Genomic DNA, 18,271 nt, shown 5'->3' with positions numbered 1-18,271 from the left:
CGGCTCTTCACACTTATATTGATATACACATTAGTTGCGCTAATTTGTGCGACTCACTTCAAGGCGACTATCCGATCCTAAACTCAGTTTTTTTGTATTGCTTAACCAACCATTCGCCGAACGTATCAATCATGCCAATAATCGACCGCTTAGCTATTACACGTGACGAGAGCATGATAACAAGTCGCTCGATCTCTACTTGCATTTCAGGGTGATAACGCAAAAAGTGCTTACCACATTCAATCGGTGAATCGTACCAACCGCGATCTCGTGGAATAACCAGTGAGTAACTGGCTCTGAGCATTTTTTTAGCAATGATCCGCTGCGCTTTAAGCAGCTCTTCAGCATCGTTGGCGCGCGCGATGCGGTTGCGATAGACGGCTAACCAGTCCTCAACATCCATATTCCAATGTTTGGCAATTTCCCAGCTCGGCTCGTAATCACCAAAGCACTCTGAAAGATTCTCGCCATACACGCACACCGCGCAGTGACGCAGCATAAAGCCCCACGAGAAAATACTCTCCAGTGACGCGACTTCGTTGACCAGCGCCGTCTTAAAATTTAGCTCGGTAATGTGCGGGTAATCTTTTTGAAAACGCCATTTAATGGTATTCAAAAGTGCAGTTCGTTGCTGGGCAAAACTTTGTTTGGTGACAATGATAACGTCCAAATTTGAACGAGATGGCGTCGCAGTTTTGCGCGCAACACTGCCATAAATATAAACACTATGCAGGTTATCGCTGAGTCCTGAACGCAAGAATCTCACAAGTTCTGCGATCGCTTGGCTATAATCTGATTGGAATGGTTGTTTGGGATCAATTGCCGATAAAATCATCAAAGAATCTGAAGCTAATTCACTTGGTCGGACATAATCCCCTACTGCGCTGATTCAATCAAGACTATCAAGCGGCTAAATCGATATTAGATGCGATTTCAGTTATTGTCGGCGCTCGCATAACGAGGATATAATGCCGCCCTTATAACTCATATGAAGGAAATTGTTCATGCCTAAGGCAAGTGAGCTAAAGAAAGGTTTTGCTATCGTTGATTCAAACGGCAAAACACTGCTAATTAAAGATATCGAAGTAACGACTCCTGGCGGTCGTGGCGGCGCTAAGATCTACAAACTACGTTGTGTAGACCTAAACACTGGTGCTCGTGCTGATGAACGCTACAAGTCTGACGACGTTGTTGAAACTGTTGATATGTTCAAACGTGCGGTATCTTTCTCTTACGTTGATGGCGACGAGTACATCTTCATGGACAATGAAGACTACACTCAATTCAACTTTAAAAAGTCTGATATCGAAGACGAACTAATGTTCATCACTGAAGATATCCAAGGCGTAATGGTAGTACTAGTAAACGGTAGCCCGGTTGCTATCGAACTGCCAGCAGCAGTTGAACTTGTTATCGAAGAAACTGACCCATCAATCAAAGGTGCTTCAGCGTCTGCGCGTACTAAGCCAGCTCGTCTATCAACAGGTCTAACAGTACAAGTTCCTGAATACATTGCTCAAGGCGATCGTATCATCGTGAACACTGCTGAACGTAAATACATGAGCCGTGCATAATTATGACTGAACTGATTTCTTTCGATGACGTCATCGACACCGCTTATGACATTTTCTTGGAAATGGCGCCTGACAACTTAGAAGCTGCAGATGTCATTCTATTCACTGCTCAGTTTGAAGACCGTGGTGCAGCCGAATTGGTTGAAACAGGCGATGATTGGGTAGCTCACGTTGGTTTTGACGTTGACAAAGAAGTGTATGCCGAAGTGCGTGTAGGTCTCGTTAACGAAGAAAACGATGTGTTGGATGATGTGTTTGCTCGACTTCTTGTCAGCCGCGATCCAGACAACAAGTTCTGCCATATTTTATGGAAACGTGATTAATTACGTTTGCTAGATACAAAAACACCCAAGCATGCTTGGGTGTTTTTTTATTACTTGCTGTATCAACACACAATAAAAGTTGCGGCTAACATTTCCCCCGAGCAAGTAATAAGGAGAATCGATCCGTCGACTGCGTTATTAATTTTCGCCTTTAATTGTCTCTACACGAGCTTTTAGTTTTTGCCCTGGGCGGAAAGTAACTACGCGGCGTGCGCTGATTGGAATATCTTCGCCAGTCTTTGGATTACGACCAGGACGTTCATTCTTTTCACGCAGGTCAAAATTACCAAATCCTGAAAGTTTGACTTGCTCGCCGTTTTCCAGCGCCTTGCGAATCTCTTCAAAAAATGCCTCAACCGTTTCCTTGGCATCGCGTTTACTGTATCCAAGCTTTTCAAACAGGTTCTCGGCCAAGTCGGCTTTTGTGAGCGCCATAGAATTATCCTCAAAAGCTGTGTTAAACATCACTGCCGTTAGGCAGCGCCAAAGCATTTCGCCTAGCCAATCAATGACATAGGCATATCAATTGGAAGTGTATGCCAAGCTTATGATTTTCGCCAACTTTTTTATGTTAAGATAATGAAAATTCTTAGAAAACATGTAGATAGAATCTCCAAATCAGGCAATATATTGAAATAAAAATCAATACAAGCATGGTTTGACAGGAAATTTCTCTAAGTTTTTAGATAATGGCGAAATTTACAACCAATAATAAGGGTGAAAAATTTTGTTAGTGATTTCTCATTTTGAGACAAAAAGAACCCTATCTATTTGTAATAATTAGACACTCACTGGTCATGGTTCTCCTACCGAGCCGAAACCAAGCTCTGCTTAGCCACACCTCCATTGTGTATAAAAAGTCTTACAGAATGCGACATGGCGCGCGTGACAGTGGTTTACAAAGCCCAACCAAATATGGGTTAATTTATCATCAAACTTCGTAAATTAACGTAATTCTGAATCATATGGACGTTGTAACAGAGTTCACCCACATAGCTAACTTTGTAAATCGCTTCTCTTCGCTTGCTCTTTTGAATGGGGCATATGATGATTGATTCGGTGTTACACCCGATTTTTGTCCTGCTTCTCGGCGTTGCAAGCGTTGTCGCTGGCTGGATCATTTATTTTATTCGTTCGACTCGTTTGTCTTATTCTGGGTTTGATCACCGAATTGGCACGCCTTATTTACTCTATTCCACGTCACTGCTGCTTTGGGTACTGAGCAACGCATTTTTCTACTCGCCGTATATTACTCGCGTTTCGGAGTCGCTTGCGGTCAGCATGGCGCTATTTGCCAATCTAGCTTCTTTTTCGGCTTTTGTATTTGCTTGCTTAATAACCCGAGCATTAGTTTGGGAGCTAGAGAGTGCCTTTACCAAATATCTACAAAACATTTTGCTATTTAGTACAACCCTGCTCGCTATCTACTTCAACTACGTTCCAGGGGATACCGTTACTGGTATTACTATTGCTGAGATTGGGCACTTTCAGATCCATTTTGGTCCACAAACCAAGTGGTTTTTGGGCTCCATCATTATTTTGCTCGGACTAACGCTACATAACATCATCCTCTACTCTCGAAAGGCGCGAGCTCTGCAGCAAGTAAAGTCTATGTACATGCTAAGCGGTATTTGCATTTTTATGTTCGCGACCATACTGCTAAATGGCTTGATACCGTTATTATGGCATGATTTTTCATTGACTTGGCTTCCGCCAGCATTTGCTATCAGTGAAATGTTGTTGATCGGCTACGCACTGTTGACCTCACGCTTTTATAGCAACAGGTACGTGATGCATAAGCTACTTTCAATCGTCCTTACTTGTTCATTGATCATTGCTCTAATTAGCCCATTGGTTGGCTCATTAGCGAGTTACGGCTTCACCTTCGCTGTGATAGTGACATGTGTGGTAACAGGCTTGCTTTGGACCAGACTATTAAGCGTTGTTTCTCGTTACACAAGCCAAATGATCTTTGGTCAGAAGCACACACCAGATTCTCATATTCGCCAACTCGGCGGCGAATTCCAAAAGTCGACATCCCATGCATTTAGTCAAATTGCGCAGACGCTTGGTATCGAAAAGAACGATCTCCAACTCGTTTCTAACCTTCAAGATGAGAAGCTTTATACCTCCCAGCTCTATCAACAAGAAAGCGTACTTATTTTCGAAGAAATCGAAGATTATGTACTTAGTAACGCGGCCGTTGGAAAGGTGCTTAAGAAAATTTATTTTCGCATGAAATCTGAGCAGGTATCCCTTGTACTGCCCATTTTTGATTACAACAATAAAATGAGCCACTTGTTGCTCGCTAAGAACAAGCGAAATGGCAGCATCTACTTTTATGAAGAAGTGCGCGCACTGCAGCATGTATTAGTCCAAGCCCAAGGCTACATCAATGCAGACCGCAAAATGCATCAATCACAAGCATTGGCAAATTCCATCGCGCACGAAATGCGTAACCCTCTGGCTCAAGTACAACTCCAGTTTGAACTTCTTAGCAGTAAGTTGCAGCAAAACGTGGCGAGAGAAGAGTTGGAATACGAGTTAAACCGCGGCAAAGCAGCCGTCACTCGTGGTACACAACTGATCGACATTATTCTGCGCGAAGTGAACGAGGCATCGCTTGAGCAAGAGCCAACGTGTGAAATGTCGATTCATCAAGCTGTGGAGCAGGCTATTGACCGCTATGCTTTTGACTCTGAAAAAATTCGTCAGCGGATTGATATTGATATCGCGACAAACTTCAGCGCCAAAGTAAATGAAACCCTATTTAACTTTGTGGTGTTCAACTTACTGCGCAATAGCATTTACTATTTTGACTCGCATCCTGACTCCAAAATCAAGATCACAACGCTAGTCGGTAAATATGAGAACTTCCTGATCGTGCGTGATACAGGACCTGGCATTCCTTCATCATTGCTCAATCGTATTTTTGATGACTTTTTCACCTACAACAAAGCGGGTGGCAGTGGGCTTGGGCTCGGTTACTGCCGCCGCGTGATGAAATCATTTGGCGGCTCGATTCAGTGCTACTCGACGTTAGGTGAATACACTGAGTTTCACTTATCTTTCCCGGCAGGCGTGCTCTCTTCTGCCGCTCCGGCATTACCTGATAGTGAAGAAGGCGAGCCACTCACTCCCCCACTTCAGTCACTAAACAACCAAACGCGCAAACTCACGGTTATGGTGGTTGATGATAAAGAGATCCAAAGGCAACTCGTTAAGTTATTGCTCGGTCAGTTGGGCTATAAGGTGGTGCTCGCCAATAACGGACAAGTCGCAGTGGATATGCTGGAAGAGTGCTCCATAGATTTTGTGTTTATGGATGTCCAAATGCCGGTAATGAATGGCTTTGAAGCCGCGTCTATTATCAAAGCCTCCCACCCTACATTACCGATCTACGCCCTTTCTGGAGAAGCCGGTTTGGTCGAGCTTGAGAAGATACGCCAAACCATGGATGGGCGATTAACCAAACCAACCACTAAACTTGCTCTGCAGCAAGCAATTGAATCTGCGTTTAGCTAATATTGAGAAAATGAGCCACCAGCGACATTCTCTCAACAAATTGGCATTTAAAATGCTTCTTTCAGATTATGGCGATACTTGTCGTAGTCGATGGGAGGCTCATTATGAATCGCAGTACCTACTACAATCTTATTCACCATGGCATCGAAAGTATGCTGACTGACCGCTTCGGGCATTTTTCCGAGCCACAATTTCCTGAATACCTCAGCGCGTTGAGCGGCAAGGAAAGCTGTTTGGCCATGAGCGATGAAGAACTCATGTCAGCGGTAGACAACCTACGCTGTGAAGGTTACTTGGAAGATATTAAGTCTTCGATTCCCGATTAGTTAACCCCAAACTCGATACCGCATATTAGGCGAAACGACAAACTCAGTTTACCCGTTTGAGTTATATGAAAAATTAGTTAGACTGGCTGAATTCCCAGTCTACAAGCTCATGTCATGAAACAACTGCTCGACTTTATTCCGCTCATTGTCTTCTTTGCCCTTTATAAACTCTTTGATATCTATGTCGCGACGGGAGCGCTTATCGTAGCAACCGCAGTACAAGTCATCGTTACTTTTCTACTCTACAGAAAAGTAGAAAAGATGCAGCTCATCACCTTTGTGATGGTCACTTTGTTCGGTGGAATGACGCTATTTTTACACGATGACAACTTCATAAAGTGGAAGGTAACCATCGTTTATGCCTTGTTTGCTATAGGTTTGACGGCAACTCACTTAACAGGGAAATCAGCTATCAAAGCAATGCTTGGTAAAGAGCTGACGCTACCCGAAACAGTCTGGGCAAAACTTACATGGGCATGGGTGGCATTTTTTAGCCTCTGTGCAGGTTTAAATATCTATGTTGCCTTTAACCTGCCGCTTGACACTTGGGTTAACTTTAAAGTGTTCGGACTGCTTGCGGCAACTTTCATCTTTACGATTTTATCCGGCCTGTACGTATATAAGCAGATGCCTAAAGCAAACGATGAAGAATAAACGTTTGCCTAACTGATGATTTTCCTTTGTTGTTAGGTATAATCTAAAATTAAAGTGACCATGAGTGGTCGCTTTTTCGTTTTAACCACCGTTCACTCACTGAAGTGACGTCATTATGTTGTGGATGTCAAAATGAGTCAGGATATTTGCTCACCTCGCGGACAGCTTCTTCTTCGTACCCTTGCTATGCCAGCCGATACCAACGCCAATGGCGATATCTTTGGTGGTTGGATTATGTCGCAACTCGATTTGGCTGGAGGTATTCTTGCCAAAGAAATTTCCGGTGGTCGTATTGTGACCGTGTCGGTCTCTAGTATCACATTCAAAAAGCCCGTCAGAGTCGGCGACGTTGTCTGCTGCTACGGTGAGTGCACTAAAATTGGTCGCACTTCGATGAGCATTGATCTCGAAGTCTGGGTAAAACCTGTCAAAGAACACGGCTTGGAAGACAGGTTTATGGTTTGTGATGCCACATTCAACTATGTCGCTATTGATGGCAATGGTAAGCCGCGTGCAATTCATTGCGGCTAAGATCTCGTTAAGGTCACAGCTTCAATAACACAAATTTCTTCCTACTCTAGATTAGGCTAGAGTTTTGTCACCAAACTGAAAGTATCGTATTAAAAGGAAATCCGCATGTGGTATGTCATTTTCTCACAAGATGTTGAAAATTCTCTTGAGAAGCGTATGAGCGTTCGACCAGAACACCTTGCTCGCCTACAAACTTTGCAAGATGAAGGTCGCTTGCTAACAGCAGGTCCAATGCCAGCGATTGACTCAGAAAACCCACCTGAAGCCGGTTTCACAGGTTCAACAGTGATTGCTAAGTTCGACTCTTTAGAGGACGCACAAGCTTGGGCAGACGCTGATCCTTATATCGCTGCGGGCGTTTACCAATCTGTGATTGTTAAGCCATTTAAGAAAGTGTTCTAATAATGAAAAAACACGTTTTTTCAAGCTTAGCGCTACTGGTTGCTCTAGTTGGTTGTGCCAGTAATTCAGAGCAAAAGCAGCTAGAGCTACTCGCGAGCAACCGCACTAGCATACTGTCCGGTGAGCTGCCATTAGAAGCGGGACCATTATCGATTATGCGTGCCAATGCCAAAGGCACCACCATTGAAATCATGATGGTTTATAACCAAGACCAAGCGGGTGCAAAACCCATTGAACAAGTAATGCAAGCGGGTATCGGATACTATTGTTCCAACAAAGATACCAAAGCAAACTTAGAAGCTGGGTTGAGCTATCGTTTGAAAATGCGTAATACGCGAGGGCAATTGATGCTTGATCAATTCGTCACTCTTGATAGCTGCACCACTCGCTAAGTCGAGGCGGTAAGCAAACAATGCCTTGGTTATTCCAAGGCATTTTCATATCCAATTCGCTCCCATCTACTACGTTATGATGATATTAATATGAAACTTTCATTGCAGTATTAACTGACTCACGTTCAGTTTAATATTTTGAATTCAAGCAATTAACTACCAACTCACCGCCATAAAATTTCATCAAACAAGCTAAATCAAAGAAAAAACATCTCTTTCCTAATTGACGCAATTTCTAAGCAGTTCTAAGTTTTGTAAAGGCTCACAACAAAGGACACCGCTATGAAACGTGCAAGCAATTCTTATCGCCTTCAACTGATCAAAGAAGTCGCAACGCGACAGGAGCGATTGCACAGTGGTGATCCGCTGGCTACTTATATTCAGAACTTGTTAGACGAACAACCTGATATCGATAAAAATATTGAAAATAATCAACGCTTTTCTGGCTGTCATTTCGATGACCATGCCGGGGGATGGGTCAGTGATAAATGGGGAATGAAATAGTACAACAGTACTTAATCAAATAGGCTCTGCTGCGGTGATGAAGGCGGTGTACCTTCGCCATTTTCTTGCATCGCAGTTTTGGCTGACACTTTTCTTCTATAACGCTGACGACAGAGCTTCAACACATGCAACTGCTGTGCAGAAGACATAGATAACCAATTAAAACGCTCTTCACGTTTGCGCATACAGCCTTGACAGTAACCCTTATCATCAACACTGCATACTCCCACACAAGGACTGGGGACAGTAAAAAACTCTAGCTGCTCCATTTTCCCTCCGTGGTTTTAAAAAGAAATCAATAAACTATGACTAAATACTGACACAAATACCAACTTGTTGCCTATAATAAGTGACGATGAAAGTTCATCGTGGGGTACAAGTGTATACCTTATTGTTTTTTGGAGTTTAATACTATGAAGCTTAGTTTAAAAACGTTACTTGCGGCGGTTTCTCTTCCTGTTCTTATGACTGCTTGCGCATCTAATGGTGACAACGTGAAAACTATTACTCAAGCTGATCTACAACACCATAACTGGGAATTGGTTCAAATCGACGGTAAAGCAATTACTGTGGCTGAAGGCGAACAAGCTCCTAATCTAGAAGTCGGCGAGAAAATGACAGCTAGCGGTAACGCGGGTTGTAATACATTTTTTGGTCAAGCTGAACTTAAAGATAACCAGTTCCGCATCGAAAAAATGGGCATGACCATGAAGATGTGTATGGGTGAAGCGATGAACATTGAAAACGCTTTCTCAAAAACACTGTCTGATTGGAGCGACATGACTCTAACTAAAGATAGCCTTGTTTTGAAAAACGACGCGCACACTTTAGAATTCAAACTGAATGATTGGAAAAACTAATTCCACATCGAATTGAATAAAGAGCAGCACTAAGCTGCTCTTTTTTATACGCCGCACACTTTCAATACAACTAAGTAACAATAAACACAAATATCTAATAAATTTCAGTTTTTTTAAGTCATAATGAATGAAATCATGCTTAGACTCGGTCTAGCATTGTAGTTCATCCTTTTAATTTCAATAGGAATCATTATGACAAGGCTGTTTACTCTCCTCTGTGCTTTGTTGTCCACCTATGCCATCGCGGCTGGTGACAATTGGCAAACCGTAACTGACAAAGCGAAAGGTCAGACTGTCTACTTTCATGCATGGGGCGGAAGCCAAGAGATCAATAACTACCTCCGCTGGGTCGCCAGCGAGATGGAAGCGAAATACGACATTAACCTACAACATGTCAAAGTCACCGATATTGCTGAAACAACCGCCCGCTTGATTGCTGAAAAAGCGGCAGGTAAAAACAGTGGCGGCAGCGTAGATATGGTTTGGATTAACGGTGAAAACTTTAAATCCATGAAAAGTAATAACCTACTCTACGGACCATTCGTTGAAAAACTACCGAGTTGGCAATTTGTTGATAAGTCTCTACCCGTTGATAGTGACTTTGCTGAGCCAACTTTAGGTCTTGAGGCACCATGGGGGGTCGGACAATTGGTATTTATTCATGATACGGCTCGCGTCAATAACCCACCACAATCTTTCGCAGAGTTACTTAGCTACGCACAAGCTTATCCAAATCGAGTCAGCTACCCTCGCCCACCACAGTTTCACGGCACAAGCTTTCTAAAAGCCTTGCTCATTGAGCTAAGCAACAATGATCCTAGCTTAGGTCTACCTGTGGCTCAGGCAGATTTCGCGCTAGTGACTGAACCGCTTTGGCAATATTTGGATAAATTCCATCCTGTTGCATGGCGCCAAGGCAAGCAGTTTCCAGCTAGTTCATCTGAAATGACCCAGTTACTGGATGATGGACAGCTTGATCTGGCGGTAACATTTAACCCTAACGCCGTTTTTTCAGCTCAAGCGATGGGGACTTTAGCGCCAACCACAGCGGCTTATGCGATGGAAGCGGGAGCTTTGTCTAATATCCATTTTCTTGCTATCCCATGGAATGCCAACGCCTCAGAAGGCGCTCAAGTGGTGATTAACTTCTTGCTAAGCCCTGAAGCTCAATCACGTAAAGGTGACTTAGATATCTGGGGAGACCCTTCTGTCTTGGAAAACCAATACCTAAACGGCACAGCGAAAAACACTAAGTTGTTTAAATCAATTGCTGAACCTCACCCGAGTTGGCAAGTTGCCTTGGAAAAAGAGTGGCTACAAAGATATGGCAACTAAGTTGTGCGATAAACCATCTGTCTTGAGTATTTGATGCTAAACATTAGTTATTTATTATTAATTATCGTTTGTTGTTTACCTCTGGTCCCCGGCTTAGCCGGGGTCGTGGTGTCATCACTCGGCTTTATACCGCCGCTCGATATGACAGAGTTTTCGCTACATGGCTACCAACAGATGTTGCAGTGGAGTGGGCTTGAACAGTCGATTGCAACCTCACTGCTAAGTGCATTGCTGAGTACCTTTATTGCGATGGTGTTCTGCTTTGCCATCCTTCAACGTCTATGGCTGAGCCGATACTGGTCCCGAGTCGAAAGCATGCTCGCACCACTCTTGGCGCTCCCGCACGTTGCATTTGCAATTGGCTTTGCCTTTTTGTTTGCCCCAACAGGCTATATCGCTCGATTAGCTTTTGAAGCTCTCGGTTGGCAAAGTGATACCAGCGCTCAAGCGCTACTGGTTAATGACCCGCTCGCGTTAGGTTTGACACTCGCCCTCGCGTTCAAAGAGCTGCCGTTTCTGCTGCTGATGAGCATTCCCGTCATCCAGCAACTCAAATTAGATCAGACCTTTAAGGTTGCCACTATGCTGGGCTATTCACCGACGCAAATGTGGCTAAAAATTGTCATGCCGCAATGGCTAAGCAAAATGCGTTTTGCCCTATTTGCGGTGATCACTTACGGTATTTCCGTGGTTGATGTCGCGCTTATACTCGGACCAACCAATCCCCCAACCTTTGCCGTCTTGGTTTGGCAATGGTTTAACGATCCCGATTTAAACTTGCTGCCGCGCGCTTCAGCCGGAGCCGTGCTGTTGTTTGGCTTAGCCAGCCTTATGATGCTGTTTGTCGTATTGGCGGAAAAAGTTGTGGTTAAGTGGTGTAATCAATGGCAATACTCAGGTCGTTTTGGCTTTGCCCTTCCGGGTATAACGATATTGTCGAGCGCCCTTCTACTTGGCAGTGCGATTATCCCTCTTCTTACGGTGTGGACATTTGCCCAGCGTTGGCGCTTTCCAGACCTCTTTCCAAGTCAGTTTAGTCTCCGCTTCTGGCAATTTGAGTGGCAAAATATGCTGCCTACGCTGTCAAACAGTATTATGTTAGCCGTGATTGTTGCCACTATCACACTCATGCTTGGCTTGATCGCGCATGAATTTAAACTCAAGCAGCGTTGGCACTTACCTGATTACGCCATTGCGCTGCCAATGTTGATTCCTCAGCTCTCCATGCTATTTGGCATCCAAGTCATGGCGCTGTACATCTCCGCCAGTCATTTCTCGCTCTGGGTAACGTGGGCTCATATCTTTTTTGCCTTCCCATTTGTTTATCTCGCGCTTGATGGACCATGGAAAAGCTATGACAACCATTACACCCAAGCCGCTTTAAGCCTTGGTAAGTCACCATTGCACGTGTTTGTCCGGATAAAAGTACGCCTACTGTTACCCGCGATTCTTTATGCCTGGGCGGTAGGCGCGAGCGTCAGCCTTGCACAATACCTTCCAACATTGATGTTAGGTGGTGGTCGTCTCGCCACCATCACCACCGAAGCCGTGGCACTTTCCAGCGGCTTTGATCGCCGAGTCACCGCAATATATGCACTTTGGCAAGCCTTTTTACCACTCGTGTTCTTCTCTGCGGCACTACTTATTAGCCGCCTAACCACGCGACGATCTCTACCTGTAGTTAAGGAGTCATCTCTGCATGACGCTTTTATTAAGAAACCTCACGGTTTATAAACAAAACCAAGCGCCTCTCTTTGAGCCACTAAACCTAACCATCAAACCGGGTGAGGTTCTTGCGGTCATGGGACCTAGCGGTTGCGGTAAATCAACTTTGCTTAACACAATTGCAGGGCATCTCAATAACGAGTTTTCTTATTCAGGCAGTATCCATCTGTCACAGCAAAGCATTGATAAACTTCAGCCTCATCAACGCCAAATAGGCGTATTGTTTCAAGATGACCTGCTATTCCCACACTTAAATGTCTGGCAAAACTTAGCCTTCGCCCTGCCCAATCACGTTGCAAAAGCCGAGCGCAAAGCAAGAGCGTTGGCGTGTTTACAGCAGGTCAACTTAGTTGATCTGGCTGAGTCCTACCCAGAACAAATATCTGGCGGACAAAGGGCGCGTGTTAGCCTTCTGCGCATGCTGCTTGCTGAACCTCAAGCCGCCCTACTCGATGAGCCATTCAGTAAATTAGATAAAGCGCTGCGAGGGCAGTTTAGAGATTGGGTATTTGAACAACTTAAACAAGCTAATGTGCCAACCCTGTTGGTTACTCACGACATTGATGATGTGCCTGTTGGCGCAGCATTGCTTAACTGGCCATGGCAAACTACCTCACAACAGAACGACCATTTAGAGAATCACCATGCTAGATAAATTCACTATCAAGCTGATCCGTGCCCCGCTTACACAAACTGCGGAGCTATTAAGTCGTAAAGGCATTACCGCCAACCAAACCACGGTTTTTGGTTTTATCATAGGCTGCCTTGCCTTACCTGCATTAGCACTAGAAGCATACAACTGGGCGCTTTTATTTATTGTCATCAATCGAGTGTGTGATGGACTTGATGGTGCGTTAGCTCGGATTCACGGCATAACAGACGCAGGGGGGTTTCTCGATATCAGCTTAGATTTTCTGTTTTACTCGCTAATTCCTTTTGGCTTTGTCATCGCTAATCCTGAGCAAAACGCGGTCGCAGGTGCATTTTTGATATTTGCATTTATCGGCACGGGTTCAAGTTTTCTTGCCTTTGCGGTCATGGCGGGAAAACGCGGCATTGAAAACCCCGTTTATCGTAACAAGTCGCTCTACTATATGAGTGGCTTAACCGAAGGGACAGAAACCATTGCCTGTTTTGTCTTGTTCTGTCTGCTTCCCCAGCACTTCGCCGTCATCGCCTATATCTACGGTACCGCTTGTTGGTTTACCACCAGCACCAGAATTTGGGCGGGTTACAAAACTTTAAGTAGCGAGCCGCAACATGCTGACTCACCATAGCAAAAAAGCCCCTTTCGGGGCTTTTTGTTGTATTGATGCCTAGATTTATTTCTTAAAAACCAAGCACTTTAGCGCAGCTTGCTCATCAATATCGGCAAACTCATCAGGGTTTGCCAGTCGCTCAACAAATTGCAATTCTGGCGCCGCTTCTGCCATACCATCAATGAGGAAATTGCAATCAACGGCTGGAGAGTTAACGCATGCTAGCACCTGACCATTGTCACTCAGCAAGTCTGGTAAGCGACGTAAAATTTTGGCGTAATCTTTGGTCAGGGCAAAACTGCCTTTTTGAAATGATGGCGGATCGATAATGATCAAATCATAAGGTCCTGATTTTTTGATCTTGCCCCATGATTTAAAAATGTCATGCCCCATAAACTTCACTTGATTCAAGTTATGACCATTGAGTTTATGGTTTTCACGCCCCTTGCTTAACGACGCTTTCGCCATATCAACGTTAACCACTTGGTCTGCACCACCAGCAATAGCAGCAAGCGAAAAACCACATGTATAAGCAAACAAGTTTAATACATTGGCATGCTTGGCGTGGTCACGTGTCCACTCTCGACCAAGACGCATATCAAGGAAAAGACCGAAGTTTTGATTGCGCCCGATATCCAGTTGGTATTTTAAGCCCAGCTCTTCGACAACAGGTCTTGAGTCTAACTCACCCAAAAGAACTTCTGATGGCGCACCATCAGCATAGCGATGCTGCAACAGAATGACTCGACCTTGGCGATCGTGCCACACTTGAGATTGGGATAATAACAATAGACCTTGTTTCAGCTGTTCGATAAATGGCTCATCAACCGCTTTAAACAGGTTCACGATAAGCTGCCCTTGCAGCCAATCGCATGTCAGTTGCTCTAACCCTTGCCAACACTGACCACGACCATGGAATAGACGACGCACTTCATTAGGCACAGTCTGTAGCTGCTGCTCAACATGGTTTAGAAATACTGGGATCTGTTCTACTTGCATTACTGTTGCTACTTTTTAATGTTAGGCCAAGCCAGTTGCCAAGGTTGCAACCAAGCTTCGATGCCTTGTTGAATTTCGGTTTCTTGCCACTTTTCACCAAGAGCTAAGTGGTCTCTTGGATCGCAAAGAAATTGGTGGGTTTGTTCTTGATACGGAAACGCCAATGCAAACGCGTGTAAGTAACCTCGATCAGCTTGACTTGCTGAGTTGTAAATTGGGTCACCAACAATCGCCGACCCTATCGATTTCAAAGCAACGCGAATTTGGTGAGTTTTACCTGTATGCGGTTTACATAAGAAAAGTCGCTCACCGGGTTTTGCACTGGCAGAAAAAAACTGTGTAATCGCTGGATTGTGGTGGCTATTGATTAACTTCCACGCCGAGCGACGCGAGCGTTCCATATCCCCACTGACCAAGCCTTGTTTCTTTTTCGGCTTCTTAGTACCAATCGCAAGATAGAACTTTTCAACCAATCGCTTAGCAAAAGCTTGAGAAAGCTCACTGGCTGCTTGTGAGTTACGAGCAAGCAACAAGATCCCTGAAGTCATCTTATCTAAACGGTGGACAAGATAAAGCTGACTATCGCCACTAGCTTTTGCCACTTCTGCCAACAGCATAGTGTCACCGTCGTCCTTATGGACCGAGACGCCCGGGTGTTTATTGATGATAAGAAAATCGTTGTGCGTATATAAGATATCAAACATGAAAAACGGCTCCGTTGAGGAGCCGTGAGTATATACTTAAATCTTCAGTGTCTAAACCGTTAAGCGAGGCGGAATTTCGCCATTAACTGTTCCAGTTCGGTGACCTTGTCGTTGAGACGCTGAATATCCGTCGAGCTATCGCTTGCAAGCTGCAGCGATTGAGAAGAAATGTCACTGATCATCGTAATATCTGAAGTAATTTCGCGCGTTACTGCCGTTTGCTCTTCAGCAGCCGTTGCAATCGAGTTAATCATGCTCTGAACATGTGACGCCCCGGCAACAATTTCCTCAAGTGCACTTACCGCACCTGTACTCTGGCTAACGCCAATTTCCACCAAACGACGGTTGTCTTCAGTAAAGGTGACAGCTTCTTGGGTGCCAAGCTGAATCGCTTGAATAATACCAGCCACTTCTTTGGTCGCGTTGGTGGTACGTTCAGCCAGTGCGCGAACTTCATCGGCAACAACTGCAAAGCCACGGCCAAACTCACCAGCGCGCGCCGCCTCAATTGCCGCGTTAAGCGCTAATAGGTTAGTTTGCTCCGCGATATCTTCAATCACCTTAATAACAGAGCCAATTTTTTCGCCATGCGAACCCAGTGCACTCATTTGCGATGACATTTCTGCCATCTGCGTGCTGACCTGCTCGATGCTGCTAACCATTTCAACGATCACTTCACGACCAGAGCGAGCCGCCCCTTCAGAACTGCGAGCTTGTTCAAATGTGGTGCTACTTTGATGCGCCACTTCAGCGATGGTTTGGCTTAACTCTTCAGAAGCAGTAGCAATCAATTGTGCTTTATCTGCTTGATCCGATGCGCCTTTGACCATGTTTTGGCTAACGCTCATAAGCTCTGACGTCACCGATTTCACTTCACCCGTTACAGTGTTAATGGAACCGATAAGCGTCAACAAAGAGCCCTGCATACGATTGATCGACTGCGCTAAGCTTGCCAATTCATCGCCAGATTTATCATTGATCTCATTTGCCGTTAAATCGCCTTCAGCAATGCGCTGCGCAACGGTATCTAGATGGGTTAAACGTGTCGTAATTGAGCTGGAAAGCCAGTAAGCCACACCGCAAGTAAAGGCGATGGCAATTACCGACATCACTAAAATGGTGGTTTCAATTTTACCAAAAGAGTCACTTAATCCTTGCAAAGACTCTCCTGATTCGCGTATTTCACCTGTAGCTACTTCATCAAGTAAGTTTTCAATTGGGATCAAATACTGGTCGTAGTAAGAGCGGAGCTCGCGTACCGTAACTTCAAATGCGTAATCTGTCTTGAGTAGCGGCACGATATTGCTTTCGTACTTTTGAATAAATTGCTCAATGTAGCTTTCGATTTTTAGTAGGCGTTGGTAGTCACCTTGACTGCTTTCCTCTAAGCGCTTTAACTCATTCAGAACGGTGAAAAATTCATCTTTGTTCTGGTAGTAATCATTAAGTGAGCCTGCGCCGCCAGAGACCGCGCCCACCGCATCACGATAAACATCCCCTGCTTCATCCACCAAGATTAGGTAGTTGATCACTTCTGGGAAATCATCGGTTCTAATTTCTTCTGCAACATCATGCGATGTTAAGACTTCTGTCCAGATAATACTTACCATTAATAGTAAGATGGCTAAAATAGCGCCAAAGCCTAAATACAATTTTTTCCTGACAGACAGTGCCACGATTCACCTTCCAATGTTTATATCGTTACAAGCCAAACGAACGGCGTTCGTTCGGTAAAAGGTAATTATTCTATCAGTAGCGCATCAGATACAATCATTAATCATTGTTTTGTTACGTAATTTTGGCAGTTTTATAACCATATATTCTGTAATGAGATATTTATCACACAAATAGTAAGGTTAATTAATAATCAAATCCATAATCTGTCGTTTTATTACTCAGCACCGAAAGGTTATACCTCTAAAGGCTTTCCCCTTTCGTCACTAGTCTAAAACCTTTCTTCAATAATTTTGGTAAAGGTGGCGCTAAGCCCTGAGTCTGGTTTGGCTTTGAGGGTAATAATGGCATATGTCCATGTGACTTGAGGTTCAAATGGGATCAGTACAACTTGGCTTGGGTCTACGTGCACTAACTCATCAAGAATTGCCGTGCCAACGCCTTGACGAACAAGATTATAGATATGTCGTTGTGAGCGAGCTTCTAACACAATGTTACGGTTGATTTGCTGTTTCTCAAATACCAGCTCTACTTTGGTTCGAAATGGGCTGCCATAACCGAGAACTATAAATTTTTCGTCTGCCAACTCTTTTGCTGTCAGTGAGGCTCGATTCGCCAGCGGGTTTGAAACATGCATGGCAACATAGGCTTGATGGATACCAATGGTATTAATAGACAGGCTTGGATCATCAAAAGTGGGTTCAGCAGTAATCGCCAAATCTAGCTTACTCGACTTCACCATCTCTTCTAAATCAGCTCGACCTCCTGGTTCAAGCTCTAAACAGACGTTCGGATGTTCGTTAAGAAACTCAATTACAACATCGGTGATGAAGTCTTCCACCACATGCAGAAAGCCAATTCGCAAGCGACCGGTATTGTTTCTCGCAATTGAATCGGCACTTTTCATCAAGGAATCTAAGCCGATAAATACGTTCTGCACTTCATTAAAAAACAAATGTGCCTCAGGGGTCGGGCTCATTTTATTACGCGAGCGATTAAATAGACTAAAGCCTAACTGCGATTCCAAATCCACTAACAACCTGCTCGTCGCGGGTTGGGTAATGTGTAACAGCTCGGCAGCACCGGTTACTGAGCCGGTGATCATAAAGTATTTGAACGCTTCAATCTGGCGAACCTTGATGAGTTTATTACTAGAAATACCGCACCTCTACTGGGTATAAATTGGTGACGTTAGTATATTTAATCCCTCATGTTTTAACTCTAAGGCACTCTTTATTATTCACATTTAGAGTCGTCGACAGATCACTAATCCATCATTTAAAATCGAACGAAAACAATGCATTTTTAACAAGTCTTCTTAGTAAATCGATCGTTTAAACAACATCTAGCAGGACGAATACGCTTGCGGAACGTAAAAAGGTCACCATTGGAGATGGTGACCTTTAATTGCCAGTAGAAACAAGCGTCGAATATGACCCGTGAAGTAAGCTTAATCCAACTGACTGTCTATTCTAGCCAAACCT

Annotated in this window: 21 protein-coding genes; 14 read left to right on the top strand and 7 right to left on the bottom strand. The window is 44.3% G+C overall.

Translation table 11 applies throughout. The annotated features are described in order from the left end of the window. Window positions 1-67: 67 nt before the first annotated feature. Window positions 68-835 (bottom strand): nucleotidyltransferase domain-containing protein, encoded by a 768-nt coding sequence (locus tag DPF93_RS00325; protein ID WP_114764231.1) that lies wholly within the window; start codon window positions 833-835, stop codon window positions 68-70. 169 nt (window positions 836-1,004) lie between these two features. On the opposite strand from DPF93_RS00325, the gene efpL reads away from it, so the two are divergent. Together efpL and DPF93_RS00315 are read left to right on the top strand one after the other, a co-directional pair. Next, the gene (gene efpL / locus DPF93_RS00320; protein WP_114764230.1) at window positions 1,005-1,574 is read left to right on the top strand and encodes an elongation factor P-like protein YeiP; all 570 of its coding nucleotides are present in this window, start codon (window positions 1,005-1,007) and stop codon (window positions 1,572-1,574) included. Between the two features lie 2 nt (window positions 1,575-1,576). Further along, window positions 1,577-1,897, top strand: coding sequence for an HI1450 family dsDNA-mimic protein (locus DPF93_RS00315; protein ID WP_114764229.1), 321 nt, complete (start codon window positions 1,577-1,579; stop codon window positions 1,895-1,897). 138 nt (window positions 1,898-2,035) lie between these two features. Here DPF93_RS00315 and ihfA read toward each other — a convergent pair whose 3' ends face one another. Next, window positions 2,036-2,332: an integration host factor subunit alpha gene (ihfA, locus tag DPF93_RS00310; RefSeq protein WP_114764549.1), complete on the bottom strand. Its 297-nt coding sequence runs from the start codon at window positions 2,330-2,332 to the stop codon at window positions 2,036-2,038. 609 nt (window positions 2,333-2,941) lie between these two features. Between ihfA and DPF93_RS00305 the strand changes: the two genes are divergently transcribed. The 7 genes from DPF93_RS00305 (at window position 2,942) to DPF93_RS00275 (ending at window position 8,231) form a co-directional block, all read left to right on the top strand. Next, complete coding sequence (locus DPF93_RS00305) at window positions 2,942-5,422, top strand: hybrid sensor histidine kinase/response regulator (protein WP_244204645.1); 2,481 nt, start codon at window positions 2,942-2,944, stop codon at window positions 5,420-5,422. Between the two features lie 104 nt (window positions 5,423-5,526). After that, window positions 5,527-5,748, top strand: a complete 222-nt coding sequence (locus DPF93_RS00300) for a hypothetical protein (RefSeq protein WP_244204644.1) — start codon at window positions 5,527-5,529, stop codon at window positions 5,746-5,748. Window positions 5,749-5,862: 114 nt separating this feature from the next. Next, entirely contained in the window at window positions 5,863-6,402 is a 540-nt protein-coding gene (locus DPF93_RS00295) for a septation protein A (RefSeq protein ID WP_114764227.1), read from the top strand. Between the two features lie 132 nt (window positions 6,403-6,534). After that, window positions 6,535-6,933 (top strand): acyl-CoA thioester hydrolase YciA, encoded by a 399-nt coding sequence (gene yciA, locus DPF93_RS00290; protein ID WP_114764226.1) that lies wholly within the window; start codon window positions 6,535-6,537, stop codon window positions 6,931-6,933. A 105-nt stretch (window positions 6,934-7,038) separates the two neighbouring features. Next, window positions 7,039-7,335: a YciI family protein gene (locus tag DPF93_RS00285; protein ID WP_114764225.1), complete on the top strand. Its 297-nt coding sequence runs from the start codon at window positions 7,039-7,041 to the stop codon at window positions 7,333-7,335. Window positions 7,336-7,337: 2 nt separating this feature from the next. After that, on the top strand, window positions 7,338-7,727 hold the full coding sequence (locus DPF93_RS00280; RefSeq protein ID WP_114764224.1) for a GspS/AspS pilotin family protein: 390 nt from the start codon (window positions 7,338-7,340) through the stop codon (window positions 7,725-7,727). Window positions 7,728-8,009: 282 nt separating this feature from the next. Then, window positions 8,010-8,231, top strand: coding sequence for a hypothetical protein (locus DPF93_RS00275; protein WP_114764223.1), 222 nt, complete (start codon window positions 8,010-8,012; stop codon window positions 8,229-8,231). Window positions 8,232-8,242: 11 nt separating this feature from the next. Here DPF93_RS00275 and DPF93_RS00270 read toward each other — a convergent pair whose 3' ends face one another. Further along, window positions 8,243-8,500, bottom strand: a complete 258-nt coding sequence (locus DPF93_RS00270) for a DUF1289 domain-containing protein (RefSeq protein ID WP_114764222.1) — start codon at window positions 8,498-8,500, stop codon at window positions 8,243-8,245. A gap of 144 nt (window positions 8,501-8,644) precedes the next feature. On the opposite strand from DPF93_RS00270, the gene DPF93_RS00265 reads away from it, so the two are divergent. The 5 genes from DPF93_RS00265 (at window position 8,645) to DPF93_RS00245 (ending at window position 13,428) form a co-directional block, all read left to right on the top strand. Next, window positions 8,645-9,091, top strand: a complete 447-nt coding sequence (locus DPF93_RS00265; RefSeq protein ID WP_114764221.1) for an META domain-containing protein — start codon at window positions 8,645-8,647, stop codon at window positions 9,089-9,091. A gap of 192 nt (window positions 9,092-9,283) precedes the next feature. Further along, window positions 9,284-10,426 carry an ABC transporter substrate-binding protein gene (locus DPF93_RS00260; RefSeq protein WP_114764220.1) on the top strand — a complete coding sequence of 381 codons (1,143 nt, stop codon included), beginning with the start codon at window positions 9,284-9,286 and terminating at the stop codon, window positions 10,424-10,426. Between the two features lie 33 nt (window positions 10,427-10,459). Further along, complete coding sequence (locus DPF93_RS00255) at window positions 10,460-12,160, top strand: ABC transporter permease (RefSeq protein ID WP_114764219.1); 1,701 nt, start codon at window positions 10,460-10,462, stop codon at window positions 12,158-12,160. Then, the gene (locus tag DPF93_RS00250) at window positions 12,126-12,806 is read left to right on the top strand and encodes an ATP-binding cassette domain-containing protein (RefSeq protein ID WP_114764218.1); all 681 of its coding nucleotides are present in this window, start codon (window positions 12,126-12,128) and stop codon (window positions 12,804-12,806) included. Before DPF93_RS00255 ends, DPF93_RS00250 begins: the two co-directional genes overlap by 35 nt. Then, the gene (locus DPF93_RS00245) at window positions 12,796-13,428 is read left to right on the top strand and encodes a CDP-alcohol phosphatidyltransferase family protein (RefSeq protein WP_114764217.1); all 633 of its coding nucleotides are present in this window, start codon (window positions 12,796-12,798) and stop codon (window positions 13,426-13,428) included. The genes DPF93_RS00250 and DPF93_RS00245 overlap by 11 nt, the downstream gene beginning before the upstream one ends. A 45-nt stretch (window positions 13,429-13,473) precedes the next feature. Here DPF93_RS00245 and DPF93_RS00240 read toward each other — a convergent pair whose 3' ends face one another. From DPF93_RS00240 to DPF93_RS00225, 4 genes are all read right to left on the bottom strand, one after another. Beyond that, entirely contained in the window at window positions 13,474-14,409 is a 936-nt protein-coding gene (locus tag DPF93_RS00240; protein WP_114764216.1) for a class I SAM-dependent methyltransferase, read from the bottom strand. Window positions 14,410-14,417: 8 nt separating this feature from the next. Next, window positions 14,418-15,113, bottom strand: coding sequence for a TIGR01621 family pseudouridine synthase (locus DPF93_RS00235; RefSeq protein WP_114764215.1), 696 nt, complete (start codon window positions 15,111-15,113; stop codon window positions 14,418-14,420). 59 nt (window positions 15,114-15,172) lie between these two features. Next, window positions 15,173-16,789, bottom strand: coding sequence for a methyl-accepting chemotaxis protein (locus DPF93_RS00230; RefSeq protein WP_208638740.1), 1,617 nt, complete (start codon window positions 16,787-16,789; stop codon window positions 15,173-15,175). Between the two features lie 269 nt (window positions 16,790-17,058). Further along, window positions 17,059-17,913, bottom strand: coding sequence for a LysR substrate-binding domain-containing protein (locus tag DPF93_RS00225; RefSeq protein WP_279628039.1), 855 nt, complete (start codon window positions 17,911-17,913; stop codon window positions 17,059-17,061). Window positions 17,914-18,271 lie beyond the last annotated feature (358 nt).

This window comes from Vibrio rhodolitus (genome assembly GCF_003350325.1).
In the GTDB taxonomy this organism is placed as follows: Bacteria; Pseudomonadota; Gammaproteobacteria; order Enterobacterales; family Vibrionaceae; genus Vibrio; species Vibrio rhodolitus.
The sequence above is the reverse complement of the archived record's forward strand: the minus strand, read 5'-3'. Positions and strand labels throughout refer to the sequence as shown.